This window comes from Streptomyces coerulescens (assembly GCF_042657965.1).
Classification (GTDB): Bacteria; Actinomycetota; Actinomycetes; order Streptomycetales; family Streptomycetaceae; genus Streptomyces; species Streptomyces coerulescens.
This window is the reverse complement of the sequence record NZ_JBHSKM010000025.1, coordinates 317,873-333,674: the sequence shown is the minus strand read 5'-3', so window position 1 is coordinate 333,674 and position 15,802 is coordinate 317,873. Positions and strand designations below refer to the sequence as shown.

At 70.5% G+C, this 15,802-nt stretch carries 17 protein-coding genes; 12 read left to right on the top strand and 5 right to left on the bottom strand.

All coding sequences use genetic code 11. From position 1 onward, the window contains the following. Window position 1: 1 nt before the first annotated feature. From ACFPQ9_RS33530 to ACFPQ9_RS33515, 4 genes are all read left to right on the top strand, one after another. A complete protein-coding gene (locus ACFPQ9_RS33530) occupies window positions 2-730 on the top strand; it encodes a response regulator (protein WP_380861887.1) in 729 nt (242 codons plus the stop codon). Window positions 731-786: 56 nt separating this feature from the next. Continuing rightward, entirely contained in the window at window positions 787-1,218 is a 432-nt protein-coding gene (locus tag ACFPQ9_RS33525; RefSeq protein ID WP_380861885.1) for a hypothetical protein, read from the top strand. 137 nt (window positions 1,219-1,355) lie between these two features. Next, window positions 1,356-3,629, top strand: a complete 2,274-nt coding sequence (gene secD / locus ACFPQ9_RS33520) for a protein translocase subunit SecD (RefSeq protein ID WP_380861883.1) — start codon at window positions 1,356-1,358, stop codon at window positions 3,627-3,629. Window positions 3,630-3,772: 143 nt separating this feature from the next. Further along, on the top strand, window positions 3,773-4,231 hold the full coding sequence (locus ACFPQ9_RS33515) for an SRPBCC family protein (RefSeq protein ID WP_380861881.1): 459 nt from the start codon (window positions 3,773-3,775) through the stop codon (window positions 4,229-4,231). A 73-nt stretch (window positions 4,232-4,304) separates the two neighbouring features. On the opposite strand, the gene ACFPQ9_RS33510 is transcribed toward ACFPQ9_RS33515, so the two are convergent. The 4 genes from ACFPQ9_RS33510 to ACFPQ9_RS33495 form a co-directional block, all read right to left on the bottom strand. Continuing rightward, window positions 4,305-4,547, bottom strand: coding sequence for a hypothetical protein (locus ACFPQ9_RS33510; RefSeq protein ID WP_380861879.1), 243 nt, complete (start codon window positions 4,545-4,547; stop codon window positions 4,305-4,307). 107 nt (window positions 4,548-4,654) lie between these two features. Next, window positions 4,655-5,782 carry a PP2C family protein-serine/threonine phosphatase gene (locus tag ACFPQ9_RS33505; protein WP_380861877.1) on the bottom strand — a complete coding sequence of 376 codons (1,128 nt, stop codon included), beginning with the start codon at window positions 5,780-5,782 and terminating at the stop codon, window positions 4,655-4,657. Window positions 5,783-5,860: 78 nt separating this feature from the next. Continuing rightward, a complete protein-coding gene (locus ACFPQ9_RS33500) occupies window positions 5,861-6,253 on the bottom strand; it encodes a VOC family protein (RefSeq protein WP_380861875.1) in 393 nt (130 codons plus the stop codon). Next, entirely contained in the window at window positions 6,250-6,552 is a 303-nt protein-coding gene (locus ACFPQ9_RS33495; protein WP_359043828.1) for an ArsR/SmtB family transcription factor, read from the bottom strand. Before ACFPQ9_RS33495 ends, ACFPQ9_RS33500 begins: the two co-directional genes overlap by 4 nt. Window positions 6,553-6,757: 205 nt before the next feature. Here ACFPQ9_RS33495 and ACFPQ9_RS33490 point away from each other — a divergent pair, with 205 nt between their 5' ends. The 5 genes from ACFPQ9_RS33490 to ACFPQ9_RS33470 all read left to right on the top strand — a co-directional run bounded on the left by ACFPQ9_RS33490 (window position 6,758) and on the right by ACFPQ9_RS33470 (window position 11,428). Then, window positions 6,758-7,843, top strand: coding sequence for an S-(hydroxymethyl)mycothiol dehydrogenase (locus ACFPQ9_RS33490; protein ID WP_380861873.1), 1,086 nt, complete (start codon window positions 6,758-6,760; stop codon window positions 7,841-7,843). Beyond that, window positions 7,840-8,475: an MBL fold metallo-hydrolase gene (locus tag ACFPQ9_RS33485; RefSeq protein ID WP_380861871.1), complete on the top strand. Its 636-nt coding sequence runs from the start codon at window positions 7,840-7,842 to the stop codon at window positions 8,473-8,475. Before ACFPQ9_RS33490 ends, ACFPQ9_RS33485 begins: the two co-directional genes overlap by 4 nt. A 196-nt stretch (window positions 8,476-8,671) precedes the next feature. Then, window positions 8,672-9,037 carry a bifunctional 3-phenylpropionate/cinnamic acid dioxygenase ferredoxin subunit gene (locus ACFPQ9_RS33480; RefSeq protein ID WP_380861869.1) on the top strand — a complete coding sequence of 122 codons (366 nt, stop codon included), beginning with the start codon at window positions 8,672-8,674 and terminating at the stop codon, window positions 9,035-9,037. Then, window positions 9,034-10,194: an NAD(P)/FAD-dependent oxidoreductase gene (locus tag ACFPQ9_RS33475; protein WP_380861867.1), complete on the top strand. Its 1,161-nt coding sequence runs from the start codon at window positions 9,034-9,036 to the stop codon at window positions 10,192-10,194. The genes ACFPQ9_RS33480 and ACFPQ9_RS33475 overlap by 4 nt, the downstream gene beginning before the upstream one ends. Before the next feature lie 103 nt (window positions 10,195-10,297). Continuing rightward, window positions 10,298-11,428: an aromatic ring-hydroxylating oxygenase subunit alpha gene (locus ACFPQ9_RS33470; RefSeq protein ID WP_380861865.1), complete on the top strand. Its 1,131-nt coding sequence runs from the start codon at window positions 10,298-10,300 to the stop codon at window positions 11,426-11,428. Between the two features lie 9 nt (window positions 11,429-11,437). On the opposite strand, the gene ACFPQ9_RS33465 is transcribed toward ACFPQ9_RS33470, so the two are convergent. Next, entirely contained in the window at window positions 11,438-12,184 is a 747-nt protein-coding gene (locus ACFPQ9_RS33465) for an IclR family transcriptional regulator (RefSeq protein WP_380861951.1), read from the bottom strand. 201 nt (window positions 12,185-12,385) lie between these two features. On the opposite strand from ACFPQ9_RS33465, the gene betA reads away from it, so the two are divergent. The 3 genes from betA to ACFPQ9_RS33450 are packed head-to-tail and all read left to right on the top strand — an operon-like array spanning window position 12,386 to window position 15,751. Then, a complete protein-coding gene (gene betA / locus ACFPQ9_RS33460) occupies window positions 12,386-14,059 on the top strand; it encodes a choline dehydrogenase (protein ID WP_380861863.1) in 1,674 nt (557 codons plus the stop codon). Beyond that, window positions 14,060-14,896, top strand: coding sequence for a methylenetetrahydrofolate reductase (locus ACFPQ9_RS33455; RefSeq protein ID WP_380861861.1), 837 nt, complete (start codon window positions 14,060-14,062; stop codon window positions 14,894-14,896). 12 nt (window positions 14,897-14,908) lie between these two features. Continuing rightward, the gene (locus ACFPQ9_RS33450) at window positions 14,909-15,751 is read left to right on the top strand and encodes an alpha/beta fold hydrolase (RefSeq protein WP_380861859.1); all 843 of its coding nucleotides are present in this window, start codon (window positions 14,909-14,911) and stop codon (window positions 15,749-15,751) included. Window positions 15,752-15,802 lie beyond the last annotated feature (51 nt).

Here is a 15,802-nt window from a genome sequence, read left to right as displayed (position 1 = left end):
CATGCACGATCCGATGCCGCCCGAACCCACCGCAGCCTCGACTCCGTCTTCGGCCACCTCGGCGTCGGCGTCCGCCGCCCCGAAGCCGATCCGTATCCTCCTCGCCGACGACCACGCGCTCGTGCGCCGCGGAGTACGCCTCATCCTCGACCGGGAACCCGACCTTCAGGTCGTCGCCGAGGCCGGGGACGGTGCCGAGGCCGTCGAGGAGGGCCGGAAGCAGGAGATCGACCTGGCCATCCTCGACATCGCGATGCCGCGCATGACCGGCCTCCAGGCCACCCGTGAACTCAGCGCGCTCAAGCCGGACCTGCGCATCCTGATGCTGACCATGCACGACAACGAGCAGTACCTGTTCCAGGCGCTCAAGGCGGGGGCCTGCGGCTATGTGCTGAAGTCGGTGGCCGACCGCGACCTGGTCGCCGCCTGCCGGTCCGCGATGCGCAATGAGCCGTTCCTCTACCCCGGCGCGGTCACGGCCCTGATCCGGAACTACCTGGACCGTGTCCGGCACGGCGAGGAGGACGCCGATCGCCTGCTCACGCCCCGCGAGGAGGAGGTCCTCAAACTCGTCGCCGAGGGCCACTCCTCCAAGGAGATCGCCGAGATGCTGTTCATCAGCGTCAAGACCGTGCACCGCCATCGCGCCAACCTCCTGCACAAACTCGGTCTGCGCGACCGGCTGGAACTGACCCGGTACGCCATCCGTTCCGGTCTTGTCGAACCCTGACGCCCGCCCCTGGGCCCGACGTTCCGGATCCGAACACATCCAGAGAGGGATGGTGCATGCGCCCGGCATTCCGCACCGTCCCGACGGCCGGGCCGCGGACTTCGGCCGCGGGTCATCGGCTTGCCACGACCCTCGCCGTCCTCCTCGCCGTTCTGCTGGCGATGGTTCCCGCCCACACCGCGCACGCCGCTTCCGGGCCGAGACCCGACCCGGCCGTGGCGGCCACGAGCGCACAACTGGCCGACACCGGACCGCGCGCGGACGACAAGTGCGCCGTCGGCTGTACGCCACAGGCCAGAACCCGGCACGACCCCCTGGGCGAGCGCCCCGGCCCGACGGACCATCACGCCACGGACCCGGGCGATGTCGCCGTCGGCCGCCCCGCGGTCGGCGCACGCACATCGGCGGCGTCCGCGCACCCCCTCGCCTCCCCCTGCCGATCGGCACACGACCGCGGCAGGGCCCCTCCGGCGCCCACCGGCACCTGAAGCAACCCATCACCCTTACCTCGTCGCGGCCACGCGTGCCCACGGGCTGTTGCTGCTGTTACCTGCCGCTGCCGCTGCCGCTGCCGCTGCCGCTGCCGCTGCCGCTGCCGCCGTGACGTGCCTGCCGGAGGCTTGTGTTGAAACGCCGGAAGAACTCCCTGCGCGCGCGTGCGCTGCTCGCTCTCACCGTGATCGCCGCATCGCTGGCCATCGCCCTCACCACACCCGTCCGCCTCGGTCTCGATCTGCGAGGCGGCACCCAGATCACGCTGGAAACCCGCTCCACCGACACCACGGAGGCCGACCGCGAGGCCACCGACCGCACCATGGAGGTACTGCGGGGCCGTATCGACGCACTCGGCGTCGCCGAACCGACCCTCGTCCGCTCGGGCGACCAGCGCATCCTCGTCGAACTGCCGGGCGTACAGGACCCGAAGAAGGCAGCCGACGTCCTGGGCCGCACAGCCCAGCTCACGGTCCATACGGTCCTCGGCCCGGCCGAGTCCCCCGATGCCACCACGGGCACCCCACCGTCGGCGGACCCGGCCGCTCCGGTCGATCCGGCCAAGGCGCTGACCCTGCCGGACGAGTCCGGACAGCCCTTGCGGCTCAAGGCCGCCGACCTCACCGGACAGGACGTCAAGGGCGCCGATGCCCGCTTCGACCAACAGAGTGGCACCGGCTGGCACGTCACCATCGACTTCACCGCGACCGGCCGCGACGCCTGGACGGACGTGACCGCACAGGCCGCCTGTCACCCGGCGGGGGACCCGCAGCGCCGGGTCGCCATCGTGCTCGACGACAAGATCATCTCCTCGCCGCAGGTCGACCCGTCCGTCACCTGCGGCACGGGCATCCCGGGCGGCACGACCCAGATCACCGGCTCCTTCGACGACGCCGAGGCCCGTGAACTCGCCCTGCTCATCTCCGGTGGCGCCCTGCCCGTACCGGTCGAGACCGTCGAGCAGCGCACCGTCGGCGCCACGCTCGGCGACGCGGCCATCGCGGCCGCGGCCTGGGCCGCAGTCATCGGCACGTCCCTGACCGCGCTGTTCATCATTGCCGTCTACCGGCTCATGGGCCTGCTCGCGACCGCGGCTCTGCTCTGCTACGGCCTGATCTCCTACGCCGCCCTCGCCGCGCTCGGCGCCACCCTGACCCTGCCCGGCCTCGCCGGGTTCGTCCTGGCCATCGGCATGGCCGTGGACGCCAATGTCCTGGTCTTCGAACGGGCCCGCGAGGAGTACGCCGCCCGCAACCGCCCCACCCCGCGGTCGGCCCTGACGGCCGGATTCCGCGGTGCGCTCAGTGCGATCGCCGACTCCAACATCACCACGCTCGTCGCCGCCGCCCTCCTGTTCACGCTCGCCTCCGGCCCGGTCCGCGGCTTCGGTGTCACCCTGGGCATCGGTGTCCTCGCCTCCATGATCAGCGCCCTGGTCGTCACCCGCGTACTCGCCGAGTACGCGGCCGGACGGCGTGCCGTACGCCGACGCCCCCGCCTCACCGGCATCGCCGACACCGGACGTGTCCGCGACGGACTGCTGCGCCGCAACCCGTTCCTGATGCGCCGTCCGCGCCGCTGGCTGGCCGTCTCCGGCGTCCTCCTCGCCGTGGCCACCTCGGGCGTTCTGGTCCGCGGCCTGGACTTCGGCATCGACTTCACCGGAGGCCGGCTCATCGAGTACTCGACCACCACCGCCGTCGATCCCGACCGCGCACGCGAGGCGCTCACCCACGCCGGATTTCCCCGCGCGGTGGTGCAGTCCTCCGGCGACACCGCCCTGACGGTGCGCACCGAGAACCTGACCGACGCCGAGGCGACCGCGGTCACCGAGACCATCGGCGGCCTCGGCGGCGAGACGAAGAAGGTCCGTGACGAGCTGATCGGCCCCAGCCTGGGCGACGAACTGCGCCGTAACGCCGTCATCGCCCTCGCTCTCGCGCTGGGCGCCCAGCTGCTCTATCTGGCCGTACGGTTCCGCTGGAGGTTCGCGACCGCGGCCGTCGGCGCACTCGTCCACGACGTGGCGATCCTCGTTGGCGTCTTCGCCTGGCTGGGCAAGCCCATCGACGGCGTCTTCCTGGCCGCCCTGCTGACGGTCATCGGCTACTCGGTCAACGACTCGGTCGTCCTCTTCGACCGCATCCGCGAACTCCTCGCCCGCGACCGAACGACCCCGCTGCCGCGCCTGACGAACCAGGCGATCCTCCAGACCCTGCCCCGCACCGTCAACACCGGCATGGGCGCCGCTCTCGTCCTCACCGCCCTGGCCGTCCTGGCCGACGACACCCTCACCGACTTCGCCCTCGCCCTGCTCATCGGTCTGGCGGTCGGTACCTACTCCTCCGTTTTCACCGCGGCGCCGCTCACCGTCTGCCTGTATCCGGGCGCCCGGCGGCACCGGTAGCGGCAAGCGCCAGGAAACGTGGTGCGCGCAAGTGCCCGCGCCCCGCCATCTCGGGCGCGGGTTCACGCCGTTCGCCTCGCGGGATGCCCGGTGGCGCCATAGAGTCGCGGGCACGCTGCGGCTCAAGCGATTGAGGAGTGCACATGGCAGGCCAGTTTGAGGCGACGTTCGAGGTCGATCGACCTGTCGAGGCGGTGTTCGACTACCTCGCCGACGGACGTAACGATCCGCAGTTCAGCCCCCGCGTGCTCAAGATCGAGCGGACTCCCGATGCCCCGACCGCCGTGGGCACGGTCTTCCGCAGCACGGTCAAGGACGCCGGGATGAAGACGGCCAGGGAGTTCCGCATCACGGAGCTCCAGGCCCCGGCGAGGATGCGATGGGCCGAGGTGTCGAAGAACATCGTGACGGCCAGTGAGGGCGGCTACGACCTGGAGCCGCTGGGCGACGGCCGGACCCGGGTCCGTATCTTCAACGTGCTGGAAGGCCACGGCCTCGGCAAGCTCCTCGTCGGCCTGGCGCTCTCCGCCGCCCGCAAGGACGCACCCGGCTTCGGCGCTCGGATCAAGGCGGCGGCCGAAGCGGCGATCCAGTCGGGCTGACCCGACCCGACCCGGCCTCGGAGCCGGTGGGGGCGGGCAGACCCGCTCTCACCGGCCTCGGGGCCCGGTCACGTCACTGCCGGCCGGGCGACGTCAGGTCTTCCCACAGCATGGTGAGGGCCGACTTCGGGACGGTTCCGTCCGTCCCGCTGCCGGTCCGCCCCCAGGTCGTGCCCGTGTCCGTGGTGTTGGAGCCCTTGGTGTCGTTGACGCCCTGGAAGATGCCGAAGTCGATGGGCCCGTCGTCGGCGGAGGCGGGGACGGCGGCCGCGAGGAGGGCCGCGCCGGCGAGTGCTGCGGCAGTGATGATCTTCATGCCCGGCTCAACGACGGGATGCCCGACAGGGTGTTCGGTCCTGCCCTTTTGGCGGAGCGTCGGGCCCGGCCGACCCGTACGACACGCCCATGCCTGAACCCGGGTTTTCAGGACGGCCGCCGCGGCAGGCGCTCGATCGCCACCATGGCGGCGTCGTCCCCCAGATGTCCGCCGACGTGCCGCATCAGGTCCTTGGACAGGTGGGCCAGGAGAGCGTCGGGCCCGTGCTCTGCGGCCTTGCCCGCCACCCGTTCGGCCAGCGGGTAGAACGTGCCCTCGTGGTCGCGGGCCTCGATGACACCGTCGGTGTAGAGCAGGACGATGTCACCGTGCTCGAAGGCGAACGTCTCCTCGGAGAGCTCGGTCTCCACGAACTCGGTGAGGCCCAGGGGCGGTGCCGGGTGGCGCACGGTGAGGGGGCGGACCTGGTCGCCGCGCAGCAGCAGCGGGGGAGGGTGTCCGCAGTTGATCAGGCGAAGGACCGGCTCGTCGTCCGGGATGTCCAGTGCGGCGGCGGTGATGAACGCCTCGCCACGGTCCTCGGCCGCGGCGTCGAGGCCCGAGGGGTCGTCGAGGTCGGAGGTGACGGTTCCCTCGAGGAAGCCCATGAGCGCCGAGAGGTCCGCCTGTCTGTGGGCGGCGCCCCGGAAAGCGCCGAGCAGCAGGGCGGCGTCCCCGACCGCTTCCAGGCCCTTTCCCCGGACATCGCCGATGACGATCCGGATGCCGTGCTCCGTGCGAGCGGCGGCGTACAGATCGCCGCCGATCTGCGCCTCCGACTCGGCGGCCTGGTACACCGAAGCGATGCGCAGCGAACCGACCTGCTGGGGCAGCGGTTTGAGCACCACCTCCTGCGCCGCTGTCGCGACCGACCGCAGCTGCATCAGTTCCCTTTCGTGGCGCTCCCGCCGGGCGGCGAACGAGGTCGCGAACGCCGACATCAGGATCAGGGTGATGATCTGAAAGGAGTGGTTCAGGTCGACGAGGCTGGTGCGTACCGCCGCCACGACGACCTGGGCCGACACGGCGAGCGCGCCGATGTACGCGGTCGTACGAGGTCCGGCGAACGACGCCGTGACGGCGGGCGCGGCCACCAGGAACGGCCCGAGGTGGACGCTTGCCGGAGCCAGGATGTCGACCACCGTGACGATGACGATCATGAGGATCGGCACCGCCAGCAACGCATGGGGCGGCTCCTGTGACCATGGAAGATCTTTGGGGCGTCCAGGAACCATATGTTCTGGATACACCCCATCACGCCGCGGCGCCCACATCGACGCCCGCACCCGTCGCGGGGTCCGTCGAGCGACCGTCTACGCCGGCTGGGTCGCGATCTGGATCAGGTTGCCGCAGGTGTCGTCGAAGACGGCCGTGGTGACGGGGCCCATCTCCAGGGGTTCCTGGGTGAAGCGGACGCCGAGGGCGCGCAGGCGCTCGTACTCCGCGCCGACGTCCTCGACGGCGAACTGGGCCAACGGGATGCCGTCCTGGACGAGGGTGTCGCGGTAGGTCCGGGCGATGGGGTGGCCGACCGGCTCCAGGAGGAGCTCGGTGCCGCCGGGCTCCTCGGGGGAGACGACGGTGAGCCAGCGGTCCTTCTCGCCCACGGGGACGTCGTGCTTCTTCAGGAAGCCGAGGATCTCCGTGTAGAAGTGCAGGGCCCTGGCCTGGTCGTCGACGAAGACGCTGGTCAGATGGATCTTCATGAGGTGCTCTTCTCCGGTCCGGATGTGTCGGGCACGTGCCACCGCTCGGTGATCTGCCGCAGCGGGGCCGTGTTCAGGTCGTGGAACTTGTAGCGGCCCTCCCGCCTGGTCTCGACGAGCCCTGCGGCCTCCAGCACGGCAAGGTGCTGTGACACTCCCTGGCGGGAGATGGCCAGCTGGTGCTTCATGGCCAGTCGTGAGCAGATCTCGAACAGTGTCTGTCCGGATTTCTCCGTGAGCTCGTCGAGGATGGTGCGGCGGGTCGGGTCGGCCAGTGCTTTGAACAGGTCGTCGGCCACGACCACCAGCATAGGCAAGTCGTGACTTGCCTATCAAGTCGAGGGTCCCCCGGCTCGCGGACAGGGCGCCGGAACCGTGCCGCCGCAATGCGGTCCACCTCCTTGACCGCCGCTCGGCCCTCCATGATGCTGTGTTGCGACACGTGAGATGCGTGCCGTAATGAGCAACATCTGATTCCGAGTCTCGACCAGTCGAGGAGTGGCCATGACGCACCAGGTCCGTGCTGTCGTCGCGCGGGGCAAGGGCGCCCCCGTCAGCCTGGAGACGATCCTCGTCCCCGACCCGGGGCCGGGCGAGGCGCTGGTCAGGATCGAGGCCTGCGGGGTCTGCCACACCGATCTGCACTATCGCGAGGGCGGCATCAACGACGACTTCCCCTTCCTGCTCGGCCATGAGGCCGCGGGCGTCGTGGAGTCGGTGGGGGAGGGGGTCACCGACGTCGCCCCCGGCGACTTCGTGATCCTCAACTGGCGTGCGGTGTGCGGACAGTGCCGTGCCTGTCTGCGCGGACGCCCGTGGTACTGCTTCAACACCCACAACGCCAAGCAGAAGATGACGCTGACCGACGGCACGGAGCTGTCGCCGGCGCTCGGCATCGGCGCCTTCGCGGAGAAGACGCTGGTCGCGGCCGGACAGTGCACGAAGGTCGACCGGACCGCGTCGGCGGCGGCCGCCGGTCTGCTGGGCTGCGGCGTGATGGCGGGCATCGGCGCGGCCATCAACACGGGCAGCGTCGGCCGGGGCGACTCGGTCGCGGTCATCGGCTGCGGCGGTGTGGGTGCCGCCGCGATCGCCGGGTCGAACCTCGCGGGCGCGGCGAAGGTCATCGCCGTCGACATCGACGACCGCAAGCTGGACACGGCCAGGAAGCTGGGCGCGACCCACACCGTCAACTCCAGGGACACCGACGCCGTCGAGGCGATCCGCGAGCTGACCGGCGGGTTCGGCGCCGACGTCGTCATCGAGGCGGTCGGCCGCCCGGAGACGTACCAGCAGGCCTTCTACGCCCGCGACCTCGCCGGCACCGTCGTCCTGGTCGGTGTGCCGACCCCGGAGATGAAGCTCGAACTGCCGCTCCTGGACGTCTTCGGGCGCGGTGGCGCGCTGAAGTCCTCCTGGTACGGCGACTGCCTGCCGAGCAGGGACTTCCCGATGCTCATCGACCTCTACCTCCAGGGCCGCCTGGACCTCGACGCCTTCGTCACGGAGACCATCGCGCTGGACGAGGTCGAGAAGGCCTTCGAGCGGATGCACCACGGCGACGTGCTGCGCTCGGTGGTGCTCCTGTGACGGCCGGCGCCCGCATCGAGCACCTGGTCACCTCGGGGACCTTCTCCCTGGACGGCGGCACCTGGGACGTCGACAACAACGTCTGGATCGTCGGCGACGACCACGAGGTGATCGTCATCGACGCCGCGCACGACGCCGACGCCATCGCCGCGGCAGTCGGCGACCGGGCGCTGCTGGCCATCGTGTGCACACACGCCCACAACGACCACATCGACGCCGCGCCCGAACTCGCCGCCCGCACGGGCGCCCCGGTCCTCCTGCACCCGGACGACCTGCCGTTGTGGAAGCAGACCCACCCCGACAGGGCGCCGGACGCCGAACTGACCGACGGGCAGCTGCTCACGGTGGCCGGCGTCGATCTCACCGTGCTGCACACTCCCGGCCACGCCCCCGGCGCGGTGTGCCTGCACGCGCCGCGCCTGGGGGCGCTGTTCAGCGGCGACACGCTGTTCAGCGGCGGGCCGGGGGCGACCGGGCGGTCGTACAGCCACTTCCCGACCATCGTCGAGTCGATCCGGGACCGGCTGCTGACGCTGCCCGGGGAGACCGTCGTGCACACCGGACACGGTGGTACGACCACCGTCGCCGCCGAGGCTCCGCACCTCCAGGAATGGATCGACCGCGGCTTCTGAGCCCCCGAAGGGGGCTGTGTGGGGCGCCCGTTCCGCTTGCTTTCCGCAGGTGGCCCGGGCGCTTCGCGCTGCCCGGAGACCGGGCGCCGGGCCGGTGCGATCGAGGCGTTTTGACGCCTTGACAACGCTTCTGAGCGGCCTCCAGACTGACGTTGCGCTTACCGCAATCCGTTTCGCTATACGCACCCGAGGTGTCATGATGATTCCCGCGTGCCGTCTCGCGGATCTTCCGCGAGGCGAGGCCCACCGGCTCGACATCGATCCGCCGGTCTCGGTGTTCCACACCGACGATGGTGAGCTCTTCGCCATCGACGACACCTGCACCCACCAGGACGCCTCGCTCGCCGACGGCTGGCTGGAGGGCTGCGAGGTGGAATGCCCGCTGCATGCTTCGAAGTTCGACCTGAGGACCGGTGCGGTCGACGCCCCGCCGGCGAAGCTTCCGGTCCGGACGCACGAGGTCGTCGTCGACGAGGACGGCATGATCCACGTGCGGCTCTCCACGGAGGCACCCAACCTGCCGCCCTGCATCGCCGCGCGGCTCGCCGGAGGTATCGCGTGAGGACCGTCGCCGTGGTCGGCGCCTCCCTCGCCGGGCTGTCGGCGGCGCGCTCACTGCGCAAGCAGGGTTACGACGGACGGCTGGCCGTCATCGGGGACGAGCTCCACCGCCCCTACGACCGGCCCCCGCTGTCCAAGGAGTTCCTCGCCGGCACCCTCGGCGAACCGGAACTCGCCCTGGAGACGGACGACGAGGACCTGCGGGCCGAGTGGCTGCTCGGCACCCGGGCGGTCGCCCTCGACCACGCGGACCGCACGGTCCGGCTCGCCGACGGACGTGAGGTCCGCGCCGACGGCTTCGTCATCGCGACCGGCGCCGCGGCCCGCACCCTCCCCGGCTCCGAGGGTCTGGCCGGAGTGCACACCCTGCGCACTCTGGACGACGCCCGCGCGTTGCGGGACGAACTGGCCCTGGGCGGACGGCTGGTGGTGATCGGCGGCGGCTTCATCGGTGCCGAGGTCGCCTCCACCGCCCGTGCCCTCGGGCTGGAGGTCACCGTCGTGGAGGCGGCACCGGCGCCGCTCGCCGGACCGCTCGGCGAGACCATGGGCGCCGTCGTCTCCGCCCTCCACGCGGACCACGGCGTAGCGCTGCTGTGCGGCGTGGGCGTCAAGGGACTGAGCGGCGAGAGGCGTGTGGACGCGGTCCTGTTGGAGGACGGCCGCACCCTCCCCGCCGACATCGTCGTGGTCGGGGTCGGCGCCCGTCCGAACGTCGAGTGGCTGGAGGGCTCCGGCGTCGTCCTCGACAACGGCGTCAAGTGCGGAGCGGACGGCCGCACCAGCCTGGCCGGGGTGGTCGCCGTCGGCGACTGCGCCAACTGGTACGACCCGCGCGCGGGCCTGCACCGCCGCGTCGAGCACTGGACCGGCGCGCGCGAGCGTCCCGACGCCGCGATCGCCGCACTGATGGCGGGCGGCGCCGTGGAACCGGGTGTGCCCAGGCCGCCGTACTTCTGGTCCGACCAGTACGGCGTGAAGATCCAGTTCGCCGGTCACGCGGCCGGCGCCGACAGCGTCACCGTCGAGGACGGCACCGCGGACGAGCGCAACGTCCTGGCCGTCTACCGGCGGTCCGGCATCCCGGTCGCCGTGCTCGGAATGAACCAGCCGCGGCTGTTCACGCGCTGGCGCAAGCACCTGGCCGCTCCGCTGTGAGCACCGAGATGGGTTGTTGTTTTTCCGCGGCGCCGTTGTGGCTGGTCGCGCAGTTCCCCGCGCCCCTGAGGGGCGCTCCCCGACGTCCTCCGAGGAGTGCACCGTGACCTCGACCGGCCTGCCGGACAGCCTGATCGCCACTCTTCCCGGCATCTCCTACACGGATCCGGGGATCTTCACCCAGGAGCAGGAGCGCATATTCGAGACCATGTGGTTCTGCGTCGCCCGCGCCTCGGACCTGGCGAAGCCCGGCGCCTTCCGCACCGTCGACGTGGGCCGCGAGAGCATCCTCGTCACCCGGGCCCGGGACAACGCCATCCGCGCGTACTTCAACGTGTGCCGGCATCGCGGCGCCAGACTCTGCACCGAGGAGACCGGCGAGGTCAAGCGGGCGTTCCAGTGTCCGTACCACGCCTGGACCTACGACCTCAACGGCAAGCTCGTCGCCGCCCCCAACCTCACCAAGATGCCCGACGTCGGGCGCACCGAGTACGGGCTGGTGAGCGTGGCCGTACGGGAATGGCTCGGCTATGTCTGGGTGTGTCTCGCGGAGAACCCGCCGTCCTTCGAGGAGGACGTCATCGGCGAGATCGTCTCCCGCCTCGGCGACGTCGAGTCCATCGAGCACTACGACATCGACAACCTCTCCGTCGGCAGACGGATCGTGTACGACGTCAAGGCGAACTGGAAGCTCATCATCGAGAACTTCATGGAGTGCTATCACTGCGCCACGATCCACCCCGAACTCACCGAGGTACTGCCGGAGTTCGCGGACGGCTACGCCGCCCAGTACTACGTGGGCCATGGTGCCGAGTTCGGTGCGGACGTCCAGGGCTTCACCGTGGACGGCTCGAAGGGCCTGGACCGCATTCCCGGGGTCGGCGACGAGCAGGACCGCCGCTACTACGCGATCACCGTCAAGCCGCAGGTGTTCATCAACCTCGTCCCGGACCATGTGATCTTCCACCGGATGTACCCGGTGTCCGTGGACCGCACGATCGTCGAGTGCGACTGGCTCTACCTTCCGCACGTCGTCGCGAGCGGCAAGGACGTCAGCCGGTCCGTGGAACTCTTCGACCGGGTCAACCGCCAGGACTTCGAGGCATGCGAACGGACCCAGCCCGGTATGGCCTCGCGCATGTACGCCAAGGGTGGCGTGCTGGTGCCCAGTGAGCACCACATCGGTGCGTTCCACGACTGGGTGAACGAACGCCTCGGCGCTCCCCTGCCGTAGCCGGGCGGATCAGCCCAGGTAACCCATCCGGTGGCTGATCTCCTCGGCGCCCTTGAGCAGCACCGGGGAGAGCTCGTGCATGCGCTCCTCGGTGAGCCGGTAGGCGGGGCCCGAGGCGCTGAGTGCGGCGATGACGTCGCCGTCGCGGTTGCGGACCGGAGCTGCCATCGCGTGCAGGCCGACCTCCAGCTCCTCCAGGGTGATGGAGTACTTGCGCTCGCGCGTCTCGGCGAGGTTCTTCTCCAGCTTCGTCTTCGCGGTGATGGTGCGCGGCGTGACCTTCTTCAGTCCGGTCTCCGCCAGCAGCGCCGCGCGCTCCTTGGCCGGCAGGTACGCAAGCAGGATCTTGCCGCTCGACGTGGCGTGCAATGGGGTGAGCTGGCCGACCCAGTTGTGCGCGGTGATGGCGCCCGGACCGCGCACCTGGTACAGGTTGATCGCGTACTGCTCCTGCATCACGGCGATGTTGACCGTCTCACCCAGCTCCTCGGCCAGGCGCTCGCAGATCGGTCGGCCCTGCTGGGTGATGTCGATACGGCCGGTGACCGCGCCGGCCAGGCGGACGATGCCGAATCCGAGCCGGTACTTGCCGCGCTCGCCGGCCTGCTCCACCAGGCCACGTGACTCCAGGGCGCCGAGCAGACGGAAGGCGGTGGACTTGTGTACGTCGATCTCGGCCGCGACCTCGCTCACGCCCGCTTCGCCACGCTGGGCGAGGATCTCCAGCACGCTGATCGCCCGGTCCACCGACTGCACGCCGCCGGCCTGTGAATTCGACGTTTCTGTGTCATGGCTGTAGTTGCTCACAGTGAAACTATACGCGTAGTAAACAACACCACTGCAAGTAACCGTACCGAAACGAAGAGCTGTAGGTTGCGTTGCGCGCAACCTGGTGCGTATAGCGGCACCAGGGCTAGCATGCCTCGCACATCTACGGCGCGAGCGAGACGAGGCACCATGGCTTCCCTGCAATACGACTTCGTCATCGTCGGTGGAGGTTCGGCCGGCAGCGCACTGGCGAACCGGCTCTCGGCGGACCCCGCGAACCGGGTGCTGGTGCTGGAGGCGGGGCGGTCGGACTATCCGTGGGACGTCTTCATCCATATGCCCGCGGCGTTGACGTACCCCATCGGCAACCGGTTCTACGACTGGAAGTACGAGTCCGAGCCCGAGCCCCACATGGGCGGCCGCCGCGTCTACCACGCCCGCGGCAAGGTGCTGGGCGGCTCCAGCAGCATCAACGGCATGATCTTCCAGCGCGGCAACCCCATGGACTACGAGCGCTGGGCGGCCGACCCGGGCATGGAGACCTGGGACTACGCGCACTGCCTGCCGTACTTCCGGCGGATGGAGAACTGTCTCGCCGCCGACCCCGACGACGAGTTCCGCGGCCACGACGGTCCCCTCGTGCTCGAACGCGGCCCCGCCACCAACCCCCTCTTCGGCGCCTTCCTCAAGGCCACCGAGGAAGCGGGCTACGCCCCCACGAACGACGTCAACGGCTACCGGCAGGAAGGCTTCGCCAAGTTCGACCGCAACGTCCACCGCGGACGCCGGCTGTCGGCCTCGAAGGCGTACCTCAAGCCCGTGATGAAGCGGCCCAACCTCACCGTCAGGACCCGCGCCCTCGTCACCCGCGTCCTGTTCGAGGGCAAGCGGGCCGTGGGCGTGGAGTACCGGCGCGGCCGGGGCGCACCGCAGCAGGTCCGCGCCAAGGAGGTCATCCTGTGCGGCGGCGCCATCAACTCCCCGCAGCTGCTCCAGCTCTCCGGCGTCGGCAACGCCGCCGAACTGCGCGCCCTCGGCATCGACGTCGTCCACGACCTGCCGGGCGTCGGCGAGAACATGCAGGACCACCTGGAGGTCTACGTCCAGTACGCCTGCAAGCAGCCCGTCTCCATGCAGCCGTACATGGCGAAGTGGCGCGCCCCCTTCATCGGGCTCCAATGGCTGTTCCGCAAGGGCCCGGCCGCCACCAACCACTTCGAGGCCGGAGGCTTCGCCCGCAGTAACGAGGACGTGGACTACCCCAACCTGATGTTCCACTTCCTGCCCGTCGCGGTCCGCTACGACGGCTCCTCGCCCGCCGGCGGCCACGGCTACCAGGTACACGTCGGGCCCATGTACTCCGACGCCATCGGCTCGGTGAAGATCAAGAGCAAGGACCCGCGCGAACACCCGGCGCTGCGCTTCAACTACCTCTCCACCGAGCAGGACCGCCGCGAATGGGTCGAGGCCATCCGGGTCGCCCGCAGGCTCCTGAACCAGCCCGCGCTCGCCCCCTACAACGGCGGCGAGGTCTCGCCCGGCAAGAAGGTCGAGACCGACGAGGAGATCCTCGCCTGGGTGGCCGAGGAGGGCGAGACCGCCCTGCACCCTTCCTGCACCTGCAAGATGGGCACCGACGACATGGCGGTCGTCGACCCCGCCGACCTGCGCGTGCACGGAGTGGAGGGGCTGCGTGTCGTGGACGCCTCCGTCATGCCGTATGTCACCAACGGCAATATCTACGCCCCGGTGATGATGATCGCCGAGAAGGCCGCCGACCTGATCCTCGGCAAGGAGCCGCTCGCGCCGTCGAAGGCCGCGTACTACCGCCACCCCGACGCACAGAAGCAGACGGAGCACTGATTGGCCGCCGCAGGACTCGGGGCGCTGCTGAAGAGCGTCCGCTACGAAGTGCTCCCCGCGAGGTCGACCGAGGAGAAGGTCCTCGCCCATGTGCCGCGCGACGTCGTCGTCACCGTGACGGCGTCGCCGGTCAAGGGCCTGGAACCCACCCTCGACCTCGCCGTACGCCTCGCCACGCACGGCTATCGGGTGGTCCCGCACGTGCCGGCGCGGCTGCTGCGGGACGACCTGCACCTGAAGGAGGTCGCGGGCCGGCTCCGCGAGGTCGGTGTCGACGACATCTTCGTCCCCGCGGGTGACGCCGACCCGCCCGCCGGGGCCTACGAGGGCGCCCTGCCGGTGCTGCGCAGGCTGACCGAGCTGGGCGGTCCCTTCGCCCGCGTCGGCGTGACCGGCTACCCGGAGAGCCATCCCCTCATCCACGACGACATCACCGTCCAGGCCATGTGGGACAAGCGCGAGCACGCCACGTACCTTGTGAGCAACCTCTGCTTCGACCCGAGGGTGCTGGCGGACTGGATCGGCCGAATACGCCGCCGGGGCGTCTCCCTGCCACTGCATGTGGGGGTGGCCGGGCCGGTGCAGCGGGCGAAGCTGCTGGCGATGGCCACGAAGATCGGGGTGGGGGAGTCGACGCGCTTCCTGACGAAGCACCCCTCCTGGTTCCTGAGGTTCGCGGCGCCCGCTGGGTATGCACCCGAGAGGCTCCTGACGCGCGCGGAGGGGGTACTGACCGTTCCCTCGGCGCGTGTGGCGGGCCTGCACCTGTTCACCTTCAACCAGATCGCCGAGACCGAGCGCTGGCGCCGCGCCCTGCTGGACCGCCTCGGCGACTGAACCAGGAGAGGCATGGCGGCCGACACCGACTGGCATCTGACCCGAACCTTCACCAGCACCTCCGGTGACGTCCGCTGGGACCGGCTGGGCCCGCCCGGCGGACCACCGGTCGTCCTGCTGCACGGCACCCCCTTCTCCTCGTACGTCTGGCGTGCCGTCGCCCGCTCGCTCGCCCGCGAGTACGACGTCCACGTCTGGGACATGCCCGGCTACGGAAGCTCGGAGAAGGCCGAGGGCCAGGACGTGTCCCTGGCCGCCCAGGGCCGCGTCTTCCGCGAGCTGCTGGACCACTGGGAGCTCGCGGAGCCGCTGGTGGCCGCCCATGACTTCGGCGGTGCCGTCGCCCTGCGGGCCCATCTGCTGCACGACGCCCGCTACCGGGCCCTCGCCCTGGTCGATCCGGTCGCCCTGGCCCCGTGGGGCTCCCCGTTCTTCCGGCTCGTCGGCGAGCATGCCGACGTCTTCGAGCGGCTGCCCCCTGAACTGCACGGCGCCCTGGTGCGCCAGTACGTAGCATCCGCGAGCAGCCCCGGTCTGCGCCCCGACGTCCTCGACCGGCTCGTCGAGCCCTGGCTGGACGACGCCGGCCAGGCCGCCTTCTACCGGCAGATCGCTCAGGCGGACCAGCGCTACACCGACGAGATCCAGGGCCGCTACGGCCGGATCGCCCTCCCCACGCTGGTGTGCTGGGGCGAGGACGACACCTGGATCCCGGTGGCGAAGGGGCACGAGCTCGCCGCTCTCGTCCCGGGCGCCCTTCTCGAACCGATTGCCGGGGCGGGACACCTCGTCCAGGAGGACGCCCCCGCGCAGCTCACGGCCGCCCTGCTCGGCTTCCTCCAGCGGCAGCGGTGACAGGAGGGGCGGGACCGCGGGGCCGTATACGAAGAAGGCGGGACCGCAGAT

Excerpts from the sequence above, each read along its gene's own strand:
- ACFPQ9_RS33530 (WP_380861887.1), top strand. The coding sequence starts at position 2 with ATGCACGATCCGATGCCGCCCGAACCCACCGCAGCCTCGACTCCGTCT.
- ACFPQ9_RS33525 (WP_380861885.1), top strand. The coding sequence starts at position 787 with ATGCGCCCGGCATTCCGCACCGTCCCGACGGCCGGGCCGCGGACTTCG.
- ACFPQ9_RS33515 (WP_380861881.1), top strand. The coding sequence starts at position 3,773 with ATGGCAGGCCAGTTTGAGGCGACGTTCGAGGTCGATCGACCTGTCGAG.
- ACFPQ9_RS33510 (WP_380861879.1), bottom strand. The coding sequence starts at position 4,547 with ATGAAGATCATCACTGCCGCAGCACTCGCCGGCGCGGCCCTCCTCGCG.
- ACFPQ9_RS33505 (WP_380861877.1), bottom strand. The coding sequence starts at position 5,782 with ATGGTTCCTGGACGCCCCAAAGATCTTCCATGGTCACAGGAGCCGCCC.
- ACFPQ9_RS33500 (WP_380861875.1), bottom strand. The coding sequence starts at position 6,253 with ATGAAGATCCATCTGACCAGCGTCTTCGTCGACGACCAGGCCAGGGCC.
- ACFPQ9_RS33490 (WP_380861873.1), top strand. The coding sequence starts at position 6,758 with ATGACGCACCAGGTCCGTGCTGTCGTCGCGCGGGGCAAGGGCGCCCCC.
- ACFPQ9_RS33480 (WP_380861869.1), top strand. The coding sequence starts at position 8,672 with ATGATGATTCCCGCGTGCCGTCTCGCGGATCTTCCGCGAGGCGAGGCC.
- betA (WP_380861863.1), top strand. The coding sequence starts at position 12,386 with ATGGCTTCCCTGCAATACGACTTCGTCATCGTCGGTGGAGGTTCGGCC.
- ACFPQ9_RS33450 (WP_380861859.1), top strand. The coding sequence starts at position 14,909 with ATGGCGGCCGACACCGACTGGCATCTGACCCGAACCTTCACCAGCACC.